General features: G+C 57.0%; 17 protein-coding genes and 1 pseudogene. 4 read left to right on the forward strand and 14 right to left on the reverse strand.

Translation table 11 applies throughout. From position 1 onward, the window contains the following. Positions 1-11 precede the first annotated feature (11 nt). Positions 12-776 (reverse strand): Bax inhibitor-1/YccA family protein, encoded by a 765-nt coding sequence (locus GVI59_RS11830; protein ID WP_173574429.1) that lies wholly within the window; start codon positions 774-776, stop codon positions 12-14. Positions 777-1,352: 576 nt separating this feature from the next. Between GVI59_RS11830 and GVI59_RS11835 the strand changes: the two genes are divergently transcribed. The 3 genes and pseudogenes from GVI59_RS11835 to GVI59_RS11845 all read left to right on the forward strand — a co-directional run. Continuing rightward, positions 1,353-3,584: a PQQ-dependent dehydrogenase, methanol/ethanol family gene (locus tag GVI59_RS11835; RefSeq protein ID WP_173574430.1), complete on the forward strand. Its 2,232-nt coding sequence runs from the start codon at positions 1,353-1,355 to the stop codon at positions 3,582-3,584. 57 nt (positions 3,585-3,641) lie between these two features. Further along, positions 3,642-5,075: a cytochrome c gene (locus tag GVI59_RS11840; protein ID WP_173574431.1), complete on the forward strand. Its 1,434-nt coding sequence runs from the start codon at positions 3,642-3,644 to the stop codon at positions 5,073-5,075. A 184-nt stretch (positions 5,076-5,259) separates the two neighbouring features. Beyond that, positions 5,260-5,352 (forward strand): annotated as a pseudogene (locus GVI59_RS11845) (IS5/IS1182 family transposase); the annotation flags it as partial. Positions 5,353-5,904: 552 nt separating this feature from the next. Here the strand turns inward: GVI59_RS11845 and argB are convergent. The 6 genes from argB to rpmH all read right to left on the reverse strand — a co-directional run bounded on the left by argB (position 5,905) and on the right by rpmH (position 10,221). Further along, the gene (gene argB / locus GVI59_RS11850; RefSeq protein WP_173574432.1) at positions 5,905-6,810 is read right to left on the reverse strand and encodes an acetylglutamate kinase; all 906 of its coding nucleotides are present in this window, start codon (positions 6,808-6,810) and stop codon (positions 5,905-5,907) included. Positions 6,811-6,890: 80 nt separating this feature from the next. Beyond that, a complete protein-coding gene (gene yihA / locus GVI59_RS11855) occupies positions 6,891-7,562 on the reverse strand; it encodes a ribosome biogenesis GTP-binding protein YihA/YsxC (RefSeq protein ID WP_173574433.1) in 672 nt (223 codons plus the stop codon). A gap of 4 nt (positions 7,563-7,566) precedes the next feature. Beyond that, positions 7,567-9,306 (reverse strand): membrane protein insertase YidC, encoded by a 1,740-nt coding sequence (gene yidC / locus GVI59_RS11860; RefSeq protein WP_173574434.1) that lies wholly within the window; start codon positions 9,304-9,306, stop codon positions 7,567-7,569. A gap of 119 nt (positions 9,307-9,425) precedes the next feature. Next, entirely contained in the window at positions 9,426-9,698 is a 273-nt protein-coding gene (yidD, locus tag GVI59_RS11865) for a membrane protein insertion efficiency factor YidD (RefSeq protein ID WP_173574435.1), read from the reverse strand. Next, the gene (gene rnpA / locus GVI59_RS11870; RefSeq protein WP_173574436.1) at positions 9,695-10,039 is read right to left on the reverse strand and encodes a ribonuclease P protein component; all 345 of its coding nucleotides are present in this window, start codon (positions 10,037-10,039) and stop codon (positions 9,695-9,697) included. Before rnpA ends, yidD begins: the two co-directional genes overlap by 4 nt. 47 nt (positions 10,040-10,086) lie before the next feature. Next, the gene (gene rpmH / locus GVI59_RS11875; protein ID WP_010667008.1) at positions 10,087-10,221 is read right to left on the reverse strand and encodes a 50S ribosomal protein L34; all 135 of its coding nucleotides are present in this window, start codon (positions 10,219-10,221) and stop codon (positions 10,087-10,089) included. A gap of 169 nt (positions 10,222-10,390) precedes the next feature. On the opposite strand from rpmH, the gene GVI59_RS11880 reads away from it, so the two are divergent. Next, entirely contained in the window at positions 10,391-10,762 is a 372-nt protein-coding gene (locus tag GVI59_RS11880) for a hypothetical protein (protein WP_173574437.1), read from the forward strand. Positions 10,763-10,765: 3 nt separating this feature from the next. Here the strand turns inward: GVI59_RS11880 and gloA are convergent, their stop codons facing one another. The 7 genes from gloA to GVI59_RS11915 form a co-directional block, all read right to left on the reverse strand. Next, positions 10,766-11,164 (reverse strand): lactoylglutathione lyase, encoded by a 399-nt coding sequence (gloA, locus tag GVI59_RS11885; protein ID WP_173574438.1) that lies wholly within the window; start codon positions 11,162-11,164, stop codon positions 10,766-10,768. A 64-nt stretch (positions 11,165-11,228) separates the two neighbouring features. Further along, on the reverse strand, positions 11,229-12,236 hold the full coding sequence (locus GVI59_RS11890; RefSeq protein ID WP_173574439.1) for an acyltransferase family protein: 1,008 nt from the start codon (positions 12,234-12,236) through the stop codon (positions 11,229-11,231). A gap of 174 nt (positions 12,237-12,410) precedes the next feature. Next, positions 12,411-13,241 carry a UDP-2,3-diacylglucosamine diphosphatase LpxI domain-containing protein gene (locus tag GVI59_RS11895; RefSeq protein ID WP_173574440.1) on the reverse strand — a complete coding sequence of 277 codons (831 nt, stop codon included), beginning with the start codon at positions 13,239-13,241 and terminating at the stop codon, positions 12,411-12,413. 11 nt (positions 13,242-13,252) lie between these two features. Beyond that, positions 13,253-14,128 (reverse strand): acyl-ACP--UDP-N-acetylglucosamine O-acyltransferase, encoded by an 876-nt coding sequence (gene lpxA / locus GVI59_RS11900; RefSeq protein ID WP_173574527.1) that lies wholly within the window; start codon positions 14,126-14,128, stop codon positions 13,253-13,255. 135 nt (positions 14,129-14,263) lie between these two features. Further along, a complete protein-coding gene (gene fabZ, locus GVI59_RS11905; RefSeq protein WP_408736620.1) occupies positions 14,264-14,683 on the reverse strand; it encodes a 3-hydroxyacyl-ACP dehydratase FabZ in 420 nt (139 codons plus the stop codon). A 108-nt stretch (positions 14,684-14,791) separates the two neighbouring features. Further along, positions 14,792-15,880: a UDP-3-O-(3-hydroxymyristoyl)glucosamine N-acyltransferase gene (lpxD, locus tag GVI59_RS11910; protein ID WP_173574442.1), complete on the reverse strand. Its 1,089-nt coding sequence runs from the start codon at positions 15,878-15,880 to the stop codon at positions 14,792-14,794. A 24-nt stretch (positions 15,881-15,904) separates the two neighbouring features. Beyond that, the gene (locus GVI59_RS11915) at positions 15,905-16,798 is read right to left on the reverse strand and encodes an OmpH family outer membrane protein (RefSeq protein WP_242013081.1); all 894 of its coding nucleotides are present in this window, start codon (positions 16,796-16,798) and stop codon (positions 15,905-15,907) included. Positions 16,799-16,805: the final 7 nt, after the last annotated feature.

The following is a 16,805-nucleotide window of genomic DNA, read 5'->3' on the forward strand; positions in this document are numbered from 1 at the left end:
GCGAGACAGCCTCACTCGCTGTTGCTGTTACGGGTTCCCATGAACTGCAACATGAACTGAAAGAGGTTGATGAAGTTCAGATAGAGGTTCAGCGCATCGTAAACCGAACGCTTCGCTGCCCCTTCCGGTCCTTCATAATAAGCGAACTGCGGGTACGTGACCTTGATCCGCTGCGTATCGAAAGCCGTCAGCCCAATGAAGAGGAAGACGCCCACTACACTGTAGATGAAGTAGAGAGCCGGGCTGCCGAGGAACATGTTCACCAGTCCCGCAATCAGAAGTCCGATCAGGCCCATCATGAGGAAGGACTGGAAGCGGATCAGATTGGCGCCAGTGGTGTATGCCCACAGGGACGTTGCACCGAAGGTCGCTGACGTCACCAGAAACACCCGAGCCACCGATACGCCGGTATACAGCAGCAGAATGCTGGAAAGGCTGGCTCCCATCACCGCACAGAACAGCCAGAAGAGAGTCTGCACCGCTGAACGGGAGAGCCTGTTCACGCCGAAGGACATCACCATGACGAAGCCCAGCGGCGCGATCATCGCCAGCCAGCCCAGTCCGGTTGGCGCAACCTGATATCCCTGCACGTGGAAGAACAGGGAACGCACGGACGGTATTTCCGCAATCAGGTAAGCAACGAGTGCCGTGAGCAACAAGCCTGATGCCATCCAGTTATAGACGCGGAGCATATAAGCCCGCAGCCCTGCATCCACAGTCGCGGATTGAGCTCCGGTGGCAAAAGGCGACGAACGAAAGTCGCGACTGAAGGACATAACCACTCCTTAAACTGTCAGATGCTCTGACGGTGTACCTTTAATTGTGTACGTATATATATGTCTGTCGGAACGCTCTTCAAGAACGCCCGCAAACTGCTTCCGGCCTTTATTATAGAGCATCGTCGAAGCAAAAGGCGACTCTTACAATCATCCACGCCAGCGATGCGCACCGACGAAATATTACAACGCTGCCATCGAAACGATTCTGGGACTTTCCAACCTCATAGCGCCCTCCGACCATCACCTTTCCGTGAGTCTACAGCGGGACTCTTTCCCTGCAGGATGTTCCCTATTCTCCTGATTGCTGGCTTCCTCAGCACAGATGAAAAACAGGCTCCATTGCGACATAGACCCGTCACAGCACGGGAAAGCGCAATTTTCTGTCCATTTTTTCATGTTATCTGACGGCATCCTCCGTTTGGAGCGGTGAGGGTCCCCCTCATTTCACGCATAGGCCGTAATCAGATGACACGATTGACATCATTGGTTCATGTCGGCTGACTACGACACAACGGTAATTCCGCATTGATTTGCCGACTGAATCTGCAATCAGTGAGCATGAGGACTATAACTATGAGCCGTCCCTCAGCCGCCAGGAAGACTTCCTTTCTTGGCCTACTCGCGGCAGGAACCATCCTTGCCGCGGCCCTGGGTCAGCCTACAGGCGCTGCACGCGCTGCTGACGACCAGGGAGCCACCGGAGAAGCGATCATCCACGCTGATGATCATCCGGAAAACTGGCTCTCTTACGGGCGAACCTACTCAGAGCAGCGCTACAGCCCGCTCGACCAGATCAATCGCCAGAATGTCGGCGATCTGAAACTGGCCTGGTTCTACGAATTTGACTCCAACCGTGGTCAGGAAGGCACGCCCCTGATCATTGACGGCGTTCTTTACGCCTCCACGAACTGGTCCAAGGTCAAGGCCCTAAAGGCCGACACCGGTGAGCTGCTCTGGGCCTTTGACCCCAAAGTGCCCGGCAATGTCGCCGTCCGTGGCTGCTGTGATACTGTCAACCGCGGCATCGCGTACTGGAATGGCAAGATCTATGTCGGCACCTTCGACGGTCGCCTGATCGCGCTTGACGCGAAGACCGGCAAGGTCGTCTGGAGCGTCAACACCATTCCCAAGGACGCCGCGCTCGGTAAGCAGCGCTCCTATACTGTCGATGGCGCTCCGCGTATCGCCAAAGGCCGGGTCATCATCGGTAACGGTGGTTCCGAGTTCGGCGCCCGTGGTTTTGTTTCCGCGTTCGACGCCGAGACCGGCAAGCTCGACTGGCGCTTCTTCACGGTTCCGAACGCGAAGAACGAGCCCGATCATGCCGCGTCCGACAGCGTGCTGATGAACAAGGCCTACAAGACATGGAGCCCGACCGGCGCATGGACGAAGCAGGGCGGTGGCGGAACCGTCTGGGATTCCATCGTCTATGATCCGGTGACGGACCTTGTTTACCTGGGTGTCGGCAACGGCTCTCCCTGGAACTACAAGTACCGCTCCAACGGTATCGGCGACAACCTGTTCCTGGGCAGCATCGTTGCGATCAAGCCTGAGACCGGCGAGTATGTCTGGCACTTCCAGGCGACACCGATGGACGAGTGGGACTACACCTCGGTCCAGCAGATCATGACACTTGATCTGCCGATCAACGGCGAGACCCGCCATGTGGTCGTTCACGCTCCGAAGAACGGCTTCTTCTACGTCCTCGACGCGAAGACCGGCCAGTTCATTCAGGGCAAGAACTACGTCTATGAGAACTGGGCTTATGGCCTCGATCCGAAAACCGGCCGTCCGATCTTCAATCCTGAAGGTCTGTATACGCTGACCGGCAAGGACTGGTACGGCATTCCGGGTCCTCTGGGTGCGCATAACTTCATGCAGATGGCTTACAGCCCGCGCACGCATCTGATCTATCTGCCAGCTCACCAGATTCCGTTCGGCTACAAAAACCAGGCCGGTGGCTTCAAGCCGCATCCTGATTCCTGGAACCTTGGTCTCGACATGACCAAGACAGGTCTGCCTGACACGCCTGAAGCCCGCGCTGCCTACATGCAGGATCTGAAGGGCTGGCTGCTGGCATGGGATCCGGTCAAGCTGCAGGCGCAGTGGTCCATTGAGCGTCCGGGCGGCTGGGACGGCGGCGTGCTGGCAACTGGCGGCGATCTGGTCTTCCAGGGCCTCGCAACCGGTGAATTCCACGCCTACGACGCCACAGACGGCAAGGATCTGTTCAAATACGATCTGCAGAGCGGCATCATTGCAAACCCGGTGACCTACAGCGTCAACGGCAAGCAGTATGTTGCGATCGAAGTTGGCTGGGGCGGTATCTATCCGATCTCCATGGGCGGCATGAGCCGTACTGCTGGCTGGACGGTCAACCACTCCTACCTCGCGGTGTTCTCACTCGACGGCAAGGCCAAGCTGCCGACATGGAACAGCATCGGCTTCCTCCCTGTGAAACCACCGGCGGAGTTTGACGAGAAGCTGGTCGACAAGGGCTACTTCCAGTACCAGACCTACTGCCAGACCTGCCATGGCGATAACGCCGAGGCCGGCGGCATGCTTCCGGATCTGCGCTGGTCCGGCGCCATCCGTCACAAGGACGCTTTCTACAACGTCGTGGGACGTGGTGCTCTGACGGCGTACGGCATGGATCGCTTCGATACGTCCATGACGCCGGACGAAATCGAGAGCATCCGGAACTACCTGATCAAACGTGCGACCGACACGTATGAGCGCGAGGTTGAAGCTCGGAAGAATCCGAACAAAATCCCGACCGCTCCTGCGCTCGGTATCACCCCGTGAAATGGGAGACCGTGACAAATGGCATCCTTCCAACACAAGCACCGCGGTGGTGAAACAATGATCAAAGGACTTAAAGCTGCGCTTGGCGCAGCTGTGGTCGGGCTTCTTGCAGGGACCGCGCTCAGCGCCTCCCCTGCTCTGGCGCAGAACGCTGACGACAGCGACCTGGTGGCCAAGGGCGCTTATGTGGCGCGCCTTGGTGACTGCGTGGCCTGTCATACAGCTCTGCATGGCACCGCTTTTGCGGGTGGTCTCCAGATCAAAACCCCGATTGGCGCGATTTATTCGACCAACATCACACCTGATCCCAAGACCGGTATCGGCAGCTACACGCTGGAAGACTTCGACAAGGCAGTCCGCCACGGCATCCGCAAGGATGGCTCGGCGCTGTATCCGGCAATGCCTTATCCGTCTTTCGCCCGCATGTCGGAAGACGATATCAAGGCACTGTACGCCTACTTCATGCATGGCGTTGCTCCGGTAGATCAGCCCAACAAGCCGGCTGACATCTCCTGGCCCCTGTCCATGCGCTGGCCGCTCGCTTTCTGGGGCAAGATGTTTGCTCCGGCTCCGAAGGCGTTCACGCCGGCTCCGGGCACGGATCCTGTCGTCGCTCGTGGTGAATATCTCGTCACGGGTCCGGGACATTGCGGCGCCTGCCATACGCCTCGTGGTTTCTCCATGCAGGAGAAAGCCTACGATGCAGCAGGTGGTGCAGACTTCCTTGGCGGCGGCGCGCCGATCGACAACTGGATTGCCCCCAGCCTGCGTAGCGATCCTGTTCTGGGTCTCGGCCGCTGGTCGGAAGATGATCTGGTTCAGTTCCTGCGTTCGGGTCGTATCGATCACTCCGCAGCATTCGGCGGAATGGCCGATGTGGTGGCATGGAGCACCCAGTACTGGTCCGAGGACGATCTTCGCGCCACGGCGAAGTATCTGAAGAGCCTGCCGGAAGTGCCGAAAGCCAAGGGCGATTACACCTACGATCCGTCCACGGCTCAGGCTCTTGATGCCGGCAAGACAGCTGGCATGACCGGTGCCGATGTCTACGTGCAGCAGTGCGCCATCTGCCATCGTAACGACGGTGCAGCAGTAGACCGCATGTTCCCGCCACTGGCTGGAAACCCTGTTGTCGTTTCGGAAAACCCGACCTCTGTCGCTCATATCGTGGCAGCCGGTGGCGTTCTCCCGCCGACCAACTGGGCTCCTTCAGCCGTCGCCATGCCGGGTTACCAGAAGATCCTGAACGATCAGCAGGTTGCTGACGTCGTGAACTTCATCCGTACCTCATGGGGCAACAAGGCTCCGGCCAACGTAACGGCGTCTGACGTCTCCAAGCTGCGTCAGGCCAGCCAGTCTGTTCTGGACCGTCGTTCCTGGACGGATGAACCAACCAGCACCTCCAGCTGGGGCCTCTTCGGTCCGCAGCCTTATGGTGAAGGATGGACATTCTCTCCGGATACGCATGCCGGTGTAGATAACCCGCAGTAAGTCTGGACAGAGTCCTCGACTTGTTCGGGAAGCCACGGAGAGAAATCTCCGTGGCTTTTTTTGTTTTCATTTTCTGAAAGATCGTTTGCTACCAGAGCCTGTTTGAAACATCGCTCCAATGTGATTCAAGCTCTGGATGTGAGCGCCGGAGCAGAGGGGCCGGATGGCCAGAATCACCCGCTGACGGCAGCTCGTGAGTGATTACGGGCGACGCGTTGACGTGTCACAGGCCATGATCTTCGTTGTCATGGGTGTTAATCTCATGCGTCGAAATAGCTCACATGTGATTTTCCAAACGGTCTCTCAGAGCCAATCAGCAAACCGCTCGATTTTAAAAGCCTTTAATAATATTCAATTCAGAAACCAGACTGACAGCTCCAAAATCGACGCCTGATTACATGAGGTCTTATCCTTACTCTGCTAAGGCGCAGGCTCGTTGGTTTAGAGTTGCTTCAGATCCGGGTTTTCGTCTTCAGAATTAGCGATACTCACAGACCGCAGGCCGGATTTATTAGGCTTCACCATGGCCGGCCTGTTATTTTCAGACCCTTATCTTCTATTCACAGGCAGCATTCATAAGCTTATCGATGCGCTTTCCTATTGAAAGCAGTCATTAAAAACCGTTTGCAGGTTTTACTATTTCAATATTGAATTTTCTTTATTGATTTCCATCGTCATCCCTCCCCTCTCCCTTTGATCTTTTCCTGTTAAAACAGAGAAGAATGAGGAGGCCGACTACAGGTCGCTCTGCTTGCAAACTGAGCAAACGCCAACAAAAAAGGGCGTCCAGAAGACGCCCTTTCTCGTTCAGTCACTAAAAATCAGAAACTCAACCAGCGCGGATCAAGGTTCCCGAACCGGCGCGTGTAAACAGTTCCAGTAAACAGGCATGCGGTACACGGCCGTTCACGATAACAGCCGCCTTCGCCCCCGCCTTCACAGCCTGCAGACAGGTCTCCACCTTCGGGATCATGCCGCCGGAAATCATGCCGGACGCAATACCCTTGCGTGCTTCCTCGGCTGTCAGTTCCGGTATCAGCTTTCCGTTTCCGTCAAGTACACCCGGCACATCCGTCAGCATCAGCAGGCGCGAGGCATGAATGGCGCCAGCAATCGCTCCGGCCACAGAATCGGCGTTGACGTTGAAGGTCTCACCATTATGGCCACCTGCAACCGGAGCAATGACCGGAATAAGACCCGAACCTGAAAGCGCATAAAGCACCTGAGGGTTGATCTCGTCGGGATCACCGACAAAGCCGAGATCCAATGTCTGCTCAACGCCTGTGACAGGATCTTTGACCTTGCGCAGTAGCTTGCTGGCTTTCACCAGCCCACCGTCCTTACCGGAGACGCCAACCGCCAGCGCACCGGCTTCATTGATGAGGCTCGCAACCTGTTTGTTGACGGAGCCGCACAGCACCATCTCCACAACATCAATTGCCGCAGCATCCGTAACACGGAACCCATCGACAAAAGAGGACTTCACCTGAAGTCGTTCCAGCATCTGGTTGATCTGCGGACCACCGCCGTGCACCACAACCGGATTGATGCCCACCAGTTTCAGCAGGGCAATATCCTTGCCGAACGTCTGGGCCAGTTCCGGGTCACCCATGGCGTGCCCACCATACTTCACGACAATGGTGTCACCGGCATAACGACGCAGGAAAGGCAGTGCTCCCGCAAGTGTCGCCGCCTGCTGCAAGGCGTCCGCTGATGGAAGTCCCTGATCCGTCATCTCAACTCCACATGTCCTGAAAACATGGCCCGGCCTGCCGGAACCGCAAAACATGAGGTTCCGGGAACCTCAATCCGCACTCAGTTCTGAACCGGTTCCGCAAAAGCTGCAATTTCAGCCCGCAGCTCCGGAATCCCGAGCCCCGTTTCACTGCTGGTGCGTAAAACGAGGGGATGAGCGGCCGGATGACGGCTCACCTCAGCCACAACCTCACGGTAGCGGGCTTCCTCGGCTTTCGGTTTCACATCATCGCATTTCGTCAGCACGACCTGAAAATTGATGGCCGCTTTGTCGAACATGTCCATCACGTCGCGATCAGATGCCTTTGTCTCGATCCGGGCGTCCAGAAGCAGGATCACGCGCCGCAGATTGGGGCGACCGCGGAGATAATCGAACATCATCCCCTGCCAGTCTTCCTTCACTGCCTTGGCCGCCTTGGCGAAGCCATAGCCCGGCATGTCCACGAGAACGAGCTGACCATTGAGATCGAAAAAATTGAGCTGCTTCGTACGGCCCGGCTCGGAAGAGGCCCTGGCGAGACTTTTACGTCCTGTCAGCGCATTGATGAGGCTTGATTTACCGACATTGGAACGTCCGGCAAACGCCACCTCCGGCGCTGCCGGATCCGGCAGCTGACCAATCTGCTGCGCACCATAGAAAAAATCACATGGTCCTGCGAACAGGAGACGTCCGGCCTCAAGCTGTTCGGGTGACAGCTCGAGAGAGGCAGAAAAGTCCTGTTCGTCAGCCATCAGTTCAGCCTTTCTTTCCACGCGGTTTGGCCGGTGGAATGATCTCCGGCTCGTTCTTCTTCCGGGCGTGGAGCTTCATGATCGTATACTGCTGCGCCATCGTCAGCAGGTTGTTCCAGCAATAGTAGATCACCAGACCAACAGGCTGCCGCGCCATGAAGAAGGTGAAGATAAACGGCATCATGATGAACACGGGCTTCTGCGCCGGATCAACGGTCGCGGGATTGATCCGCTGCATCAGCCAGATGGTGATGCCATACAGGATCGGCCACGCGCCAAGAAGCAGCCACGATGAAACAAGCGTCGGATCGAAAGGAAGCAGACCGAACAGGTTGAAGATATTGGTCGGGTCCGGCGCAGAAAGATCGTGAATCCAGCCAACAAATGGTGCGTGACGCATTTCGATGGTGACATAGAGCACCTTGTACAGACACCAGAAGACCGGGGCCTGAATCAACAGCGGCAGACAGCCGCTGGCCGGGTTCACGCCTTCCTTCTTGTAAAGCTGCATGACCTGCTGGTTCATCTGAACCGGATCATCCTTGTAACGCTCCCGCAGTTCCTTCATGCGCGGCGCAATGTCACGCATCGCAGCGGCGGAACGGAACCCCTTGGACGCCAGCGGGAAGAACACCGCCTTGACGATCAGCGTAAAGGTCAGGAGAGCAAGACCGAAGTTGCCGAAGAACTGATAGAGCCAGTCAAGAACGAAGAACACCGGACGTGTCAGGAAGGCGAACCAGCCGAAATCGACAGCTTTCCAGAAATCCGGAATGTTCATTTCATGCTGATAACGCTCAAGAAGACGGACTTCCTTGGCTCCGGCAAAGACATGCGACGTCGTCTGGATCTCTGCATCAGGTGCGGCGACCAGCGGCTTCTGCCCAGTGAACCCGACCTGATACGCGCCAGCGGGCGTATCGAAGCCATAGGTGCCACCAACCTCTTCCTTCTGGTCCGGAACCACGGCTGCCAGCCAGTATTTATCGGTGATACCAGCCCAGCCGCCTGTACCAGCCTTCGACCATGACACGAAGTTTGGTGCCGTGGAGCCATCACGAAGCGACTTGTAGGACTCTTCGCCCAGCTTTCCGTCGATCACGGAAATCGGGCCTTCATGCACCAGCATGCCGCCCGTCTCGACCGGCGTATATCCACGGACCACACGGGAGAACGGCACCAGTGATACCGCTGCGCCTGTCGTGTTGCGGACCTTCTGTGTGACCGTGAACATGTAGTCACGATCCACGGAAAGATCGATTTCAAACGTCAGACCGCCACCGTTATCCCATGTCAGAACAACAGGCGCATCGGAGCCGAGCTTGGGAGCCGAGGTCGTCCACAGCGTATGGGCGTCAGGAAGCTTGATGGTCTGCCCCGGCGAACCATACCAGCCGAACTCGACATAGGTCGGTTCCTTCTCGTTCCGGGCTTCCAGCACGCGAACAAGCGGACTGTCAGGTCTGACAGTCTCATGGTAGCCGCGAAGAACCAGATCATCGAGACGGGCGCCCCGAAGATTGACGGAACCCACCACATCCACAGCATCAATCGGCAGACGTGACGGCGCTTCTTCGCGATCCGTCACTCTTGGCTGATCATTCTCTGTGGGAGGCGCCGTTATGGCTGTGGTTTTGCCCTGTATCGCCGATGAGGTTTTGTGTTCCTCCGGCATGAAATACTCAAAACCGATTAGTACCAGCGCCGACAGAACGGTCGCCAATATTACACGTCTGATATCCATACCGACCGGCTGGCCTCTCTAACTTCGTGAAAACACCTCCGGGCAACCAGCATGGCGCCCGGCACAATCAGCGGTATCTCATAGCGGAATTGCGCCCGATTGCCAGATGCTCCGGCAAACTATGTTCGGATTTTGACCGAATTCCGGGACTTATCAGCAGGAGGAACCGGGTCATACCCTCCTGCTGACCACGGATTGCAGCGCACAATCCGCCAGAGCGTCAGCCAGAGCCCTTTGAATGGACCATGTGCCTGCACGGCTTCGACGCCATAACAGCTGCAGGAGGGATGAAACCGACAGTTCGGCCCCATCACCGGACGCATGGCGATCTGCCAGAAACGCATGCAGCCAATAATAGCTACAGACAGAAACTGGGAACCGCCCCGCTTCATGTCAGAGCGTCTGTTTTACGGAGAGCTTTGCGAAGATCTTCAACAAGATCAGGAAAGGAGCGGCGTCCTGTTCCGTCACGACCGATCAGAACGAGATCGACGCCAGTCAGGGGAGTTTCCCGCTCCACGGCGAGAAGTGCTTCCTTCAACCGTCTGCGTGTACGGTTCCGGACGACTGAATTACCGACTTTTTTGGTGACGGTGAAACCGACACGGGCAACACCGTCATCATCACGACGGAGCGCCTGAAGAACCAGCCCCGGCATCGGCGCTTTGCGGGCTTTTGCCGCAACAGCCAGAAACTGGGGCCGTTTTTTCAGACGAATCGAGCGTGGGTGCATAAGCATATCCTCCGCGCTGATTCGTCGAAGTAACCTGAGACCGGGTCTCAGGCTGACAGGCGCTTGCGGCCCTTGGAACGACGATTCGCAAGAATGCGGCGACCACCGACCGTTTCGGTGCGTGCACGGAAACCGTGGCGGCGCTTACGGACCAGCTTGGAAGGTTGATACGTGCGCTTCACGGCGGCACTCCCTTAAAATTCTCAGACTCGATTTCGTAAAAGACAAAACCGGAGTCATTCCGTGTCTTGTCTGGATCGCGGGCTTATAGTCATGTGAGGCTGTAACGTCAACATTATACAATGCGTGCTTACGGTCCGACTCTGACCATTTTCCCGCCAGGAGACAGAATTGTCCCGCTCCCTCCCCGCTCTCTCCGTTTTTCTTCTTGTACTCGCCTGCGGCCTGATTTCCCTGTTCGTGCCTTTACCGCTGGCCGCACGGATTCTTCTGAGCCTTGCGGGGGCGCTCATCGCAACGGGCGCTTTCCTCTGCCTGCCCGCAACGCCTGTTGCCAGCGTGTCAGTCAGTGAAAAAGCCACCCAGCCAGCGCCGGAAATTTCTCACCAGTTACGTCATGATCTGCGGGGGATGATCTCTCCCGCCATGCTGGCGGCTGACCAGCTTTCCCTCAGTGCGGATGAAGCCACCCGAACCAGAGCCGAACAGATTCTCTCGGCTCTTGATCGTATGACGGAACGCCTGAAAACAACGAAAGCCTGACTATCAGGCCAGTTCAGGCTTCTGGATGAGTTCAATTTTGTAGCCGTCTGGATCTTCCACGAACGCGATCACTGACGTGCCGAATTTCACCGGTCCTGCTTCACGTGTAACCTTGCCACCGCCAGCTCTGACCGTTTCAACGGCCGCAGCGACGTCAGGAACACCAATAGCAAGATGACCGAAGCCGGTGCCGATGTCATATCCCGCATCTTCGCCCCAGTTATAGGTCAGCTCCACTTCCGCCTGACCTTCCACATTACTTGCGAAACCGATGAACACCAGAGTGTATTTCCCCTCAGGCACATCCCGCCTGCGGAGTTCATGCATCCCCAGAAGCTTGTAAAACGCCAGACTGGCCTCAAGATTTTTTGTGCGGATCATGGTGTGCAGATAGGTACCCATGGTCGGTTCTCCTGCCGATAAGAGTCTTCGCTTTCAGATCATGCCATAGTGGGAAGCAGCCGCTTCATCGCAGAGCAAAGAAACGGGCAATCCGGATTTTTTCCAGTCCGAGATACAGAGCATAAGAGCCTGCCACACCAACCAGAGTGCCGCAAATCAATGCAGGAGCAGCCGTGTTCACGTGCATCTGATGCAGCATCCGGGGCACCAGAGCCAGCACGAGAATATGCAGTAAATAGATGGCGAGCGAGGCCTGCCCCAGTCGCGCCAGTCCGGATGCAATAAAAGACAATGAATGCATCCGCAGGATTGCACGGCTCAGGAACGCCAGACCAAGAAGACCAGGAAAAGCAACTGGCAACATTATAAACTGGACAGACCGTCCCACATGCGCCTCAAACATTGCGTAGGCGAGGCCCCCGTAGACCACCAGAATGCCCGTGCCCCACAAGCCTGCCTGCCTGACAGTCGGCAGCGCAGGCAAACCTCTCTCAGCCAACAGAAGACCAATGTAAAAAAATGGCGCCTGAACAATAATATCAACGACGATACTGGGCAGCATGCCTGAAGGCACAAAGGCCACAGCAAGGTCTACAGCGAGACTGAGCGCCAGAATAGCGACAGGACGACGCCATAACAGAATAGCACCGATCTGCATGAAAAACAGAGCGTAAAGAAACCAGAGAACACTGATAGGCTGCCAGCCAATCAACAGAATCTGACGCCAGGCCACCATATGATGCACTTGTGTCAGAGAAGACATTACATGTCCCACAAAACAATAAATAACTGACCATAGGCAGTAAGGCCAGACTATATTTGGAATTCTGCTTCCAAGAAATATTGATTCTTTTCTTTTACTCAAGGAAACAAATGTAAAATATCCAGAAACCAAGAAAAATACAGGCATGTGCACTGCATAAACAACAAAATCGAGGAACTGCAAACTCGCCGGAGCAATGGCCATCGTTTCCATCTGGCCTCTGTTCGCATGACCAAGAACAACCAGAATGATGGCTATTCCACGAATGATATCGACCGATATATCGCGACCAGCATGAGCCGAAGTCATGTTGACTGAGTTCTGGGGCAAGGCCGTATAATCCTCAATAAAAAGCAAATTATATATTACATAATGTATTGTGTTTCCACGCAAAAAACATTCAATGAAATACGATAAATTCTTGTAAAAACGACAGCTCATAATCGAAACTGTCAGTATACTTAAAGGGATCGAGTAACGACCTCAAACACCGAACAGAAACAGCCCGGCATTATCAGCCGCTGCAATACAGGCCTCCGGGTCCGTCAGCAGAGTCGCTCCAGCCTCAAAAGCCACACCAACAAGTCGAGCCTGAGACGCTTCTTCAATCGTTCTGGGACCAATCGTCGGCATGTCAGCCCGACGCTCCTGTCCAGGCTTACACAGTTTTATCAGCACACCACCCTCACCGGGCTGGCGGCACTGACCTGCACGCTTCAGCATGGCGTCAGTGCCTTCCATGGCTTCAACAGCCAGCACAACACCGTTCTGAACGACGCATCCCTGACCGATATCCAGCTTGCCCAATTCCCGAACCACTTCAACACCGCGTTCGATGTCAGAACGGGCCATCTCATCAGGCTCATGGCGTCCAAGGGAACCCGTGCGCCCCAAAGACTGCGACAGGAATTCATGGGCTCCCCGGACGGTGAAACCCTCTTCTCCAAGAATTCTGACAAGCGCTCCCAGCAGCCCGTCATCACCAGCGAAAAGCGCTCTACCAAGACGCGCAAGGATACGGGCGCCTTCTGCATCAGGGCGAAGATCACGGAAGGAAGGTCGGCGCACAGGGCCGATCAGAACGATGTCGCCACAGTCATGCTTGCGAAGTTCAGACAGGATCGCGCCCGCAGCGGCCAGACGCACGTAAGCATGCGACCATGGCGCGACGACAGCAGGCTCGGCAAAATCCTGAAAGGCAACAATAAAAACATCGCGCCCCTGCGCGGCAGCGGCGGCGGCCACCTGCCCCGGTAGGGGTCCGCCTCCCGCAAGGATACCAACGCAACGTCGCGATGCGTCAGAAGCGTTCACTGTCTGTAGCCTTAACCGGCTTCGGTTTCACTTGTGGAAAAATCGCTCGTTGCGATACGCACGAGTCCACGACGGGAGGGTGCGTCGATAAAAGCAAGAATTTCAGCGATACGCGGATCATCCGAGAACTGCGCCTTCACCTGCTCGAGACGCGCGGCAAAGACGTCACCCTGACCGTCCCGTGGATACAGCAACCGGAAGGCCTGCCGCATGCGATGGCGCTCTTCCAGCTTTACCCCATGCCGACGCAGCCAGATCCAGTGCAGCCCTACCAGACGCGCACGGTTTCCCAGCACACTGCCATAGGGAATGACATCCGCCTCGACACCCGCAACGCCGCCAACCAGAGCCGCCCGGCCGATCCGGACAAACTGGTGGATGGCGGCGGACCCCATCACGCGGGCATCGTCCGCAATGGAAACGTGTCCACCCATAACCACATTGTTGACGATGATCACGCGGTCACCCAGCGTGCAGTCATGGGCTACGTGGGCGTTGGCCATGATCAGACAGTCCGAGCCAACACGGGTAAGACCACTTCCCGTGGCCGTGCCACGGTGAATCGTGACGTGCTCACGCACAACCGTACGGGCACCGATCTCGCAGCGCGTCGGCTCACCGTTATATTTCAGATCCTGAGGCGCCAGCCCTACAGTCGTGAACGGATAATAACGCGAGTTGTCACCAAGACGCGTGTGGCCATCCACAACGACATTGGCCACCATTTCCACGCCGTCGCCAACCTCGACATCGGGGCCGATCGAACACCATGGTCCAATTCTTACGCCTTTGCCGAGTTTTGCTTCCGGAGCGATGATCGCCGTGGGATGGATGCCTTCGGGAAACGACTCAAGACCCCGTGAGAGGCCTGCTTCCTTAATTTTCATCGCTTCAGCCAGAGCTGCCTCCATTGCCGCCATTTCCCGTATCCACGTCAATTACGGCAATTCGTGGACCGGCAGAATCACTATCAGGAACGCCTGCCTTCAGACAGAAGCCAAACATCCTGTCCCAGCCCACTGCTATTCCATGATCATGGCGCTGAATGTAGCTTCTGCTACTGACACATCTTCCACGCGCGCCACACCCTTGAACTTCCAGACGTTCGCTCGCTGACGCTCTTTCTCGACATGAATGCGCAGCTGATCACCCGGTCCAACGGGACGACGGAACTTGGCGTTCTCGATGGTCATGAAATAGACCAGCTTGCCCTCGAACGCCTTGCCGAGCGTCAGCACCACAAGAGTTGCTGCTGTCTGGGCCATGGCTTCAACGATCAGCACACCAGGCATGACCGGACGCGCAGGAAAGTGTCCCTGAAAAAAAGGCTCGTTGACGGAAACATTCTTCACGCCAACAGCGGATGCACCCAGTTCGACATCAACCATGCGATCAATCAGCAGAAATGGATAGCGATGAGGAATCGCTTCCATGATCCGCATGACATCCACGGCTTCAATATGGGTCGGCCCCTTTGCGGGAGCCTGCGTTTCAGGTTTCTGATCCACGTCTCTCAAACCATTTCAATGCGCTTGCTGCGCCTGTTCCTGTCATTCGTCCCCGCTGCCGGGTTTCTTCGACAGCTTGCGGAGCGTCGCCACATTCCGGAAAAACTCCCGGAAAGGCATCGCCGGACTGCCGATGACGTCTGCGCCAGCCTCAACATCCGACATGACACCACACTGTGCGCCAATACGGGCTTTCGTGCCTATCTTGATATGACCGATCAGACCAGCCTGCGCAGCGACTGTCACGAAGTCGCCCAACTCGGTCGAACCGGAAATACCTGCCTGCGACACCACAATACAGCATTTGCCAAGACGGGTGTTGTGACCAATCTGAACAAGATTGTCGAGGCGGGAGCCGGCGCCGATCACCGTGTCCTGCACCGAACCACGATCAATTGTCGAGTTCGCACCGATTTCCACATCATGTTCAAGCACGACGCGCCCAAGCTGCGGCACACTTTCAAAACCCGCTGGACCAACAGCGAAACCAAATCCGTCCTGCCCGATCCGCGCACCGGGAAACAGGGTCACCCTGTCGCCCAGTGTCGCATGTGAGACGACAACCTGAGGACCGATCCGGCAATCCCTGCCGATGGTCACCCCATCCCCGATAACGGCGTGAGGGCCGATGATGGTCCCCTCGCCGATTTCCACGCCATTCCCGATCACCACAAAAGGACCGATTTCACAGGAATCAGGCACAACAGCGCCTTCTCCAATGACAGCACTCGCGTGACGACCCGGTTTCGCAGGTGGAACCGGATGGAACATCCGCGCCACCCGCGACCAGGCGAGATAAGGGGTGGAGGAAACGATCGCCGCACTGGTCGCGGGCACCCGTTTCGCAAATGCGGGCGCGACGATGATCAGACCGGCCCGTGTGGCGTCCAGCAGCGGCGCATAACGCCGGTTATCGAGAAAACTGACTTCGGTCGCGCCTGCTGACTGAAGCGGACCGATCCCGACATAGCGTCGCCCTGCCTCTGCGCCTTCACGAGGAGGAACAAATTCCCCCTCCGCCGCAGCGGCCAGTTCTTCTCCGGAAAACGGGCCACTGCGGGTGAAGAAACGAGCGTTGGCCACACCCGCCGCCTTTTGATCACCCAGCGCAGTTTCAGGATTACGCACCATTATGTCAGACCACCTTCTGCCCGGTCACTTCTGTGCCGGAGCAGCAGCTGGCGCAGGCGAAGCCGCCTGACTGGTCGTTGGAGCCGGCCCCGGCGGCGGCGAGGCTGTCGTCGGCATCTTGCCGGACTTGGCCAGAACTTCCGGATCCTCGTTTGCCGCCGGGATGTAGACTTTTGGCAGCACCACGTTCAGCTGCTTGGCGACTTCGTTGGTGATGTCCTGACCGTCCACATGCAGGGCGACCTGCTCGCTGTGCAGAACGAGGTTCATGCCGTGACTACCCGCAACCTGCTGGATCACCTGCACAAGCTCACGCTCGATCTGTCCCAGAGCAACCTGAGCCGCTTCCTGGATGACCCGGTTACGGTCACGGAACTGACGCTGCGCACGCATGACTTTCGACTGCAGAGCCCGCTCCTGCGACTGGATCTGGTCAGCAGTCATGCTCTTGGCGTTGCTCTGCAGCTTCTGCTGCTCTTCGCGCCAGCCACCCTGCGCATGCTGTGCATCGCGCGCCAGTTCGTCACGACGACCACCAAGTTCACGCTCGACCTGCTGTCCGGCCAGAGACTGACGCATGACGTCTGCGACGCTGATCATGCCAATGACGGCAGCCGGTGGCGGACCCGCCTTCGGCAGCGCAGGCGCCGGAGGAATGGCTGGCTGAGGCAGAACCGGAGGCGGACGGGATGAGTTTTCAGCGTCGTCACCACCGCCCTCATCTTCCGCAGGCTGCGGCATAGGACGGCTGGCGTGTGACGGCGCATGAGCCGGAGGAGGCGCAACCGGATGCGCCGCTTTCGGCACGAACCAGCCACCGCCGCCAGCCGACTGGGCGAACGCATCGCCGGAGATCATTCCACCGGCGGCAAGCAACATCGAAGAGGCCAGAACAGCGGCCCGTGAAAAACGAATCATCATCACC

This window comes from Acetobacter sicerae (assembly GCF_011516765.1).
In the GTDB taxonomy this organism is placed as follows: domain Bacteria; phylum Pseudomonadota; class Alphaproteobacteria; order Acetobacterales; family Acetobacteraceae; genus Acetobacter; species Acetobacter sicerae.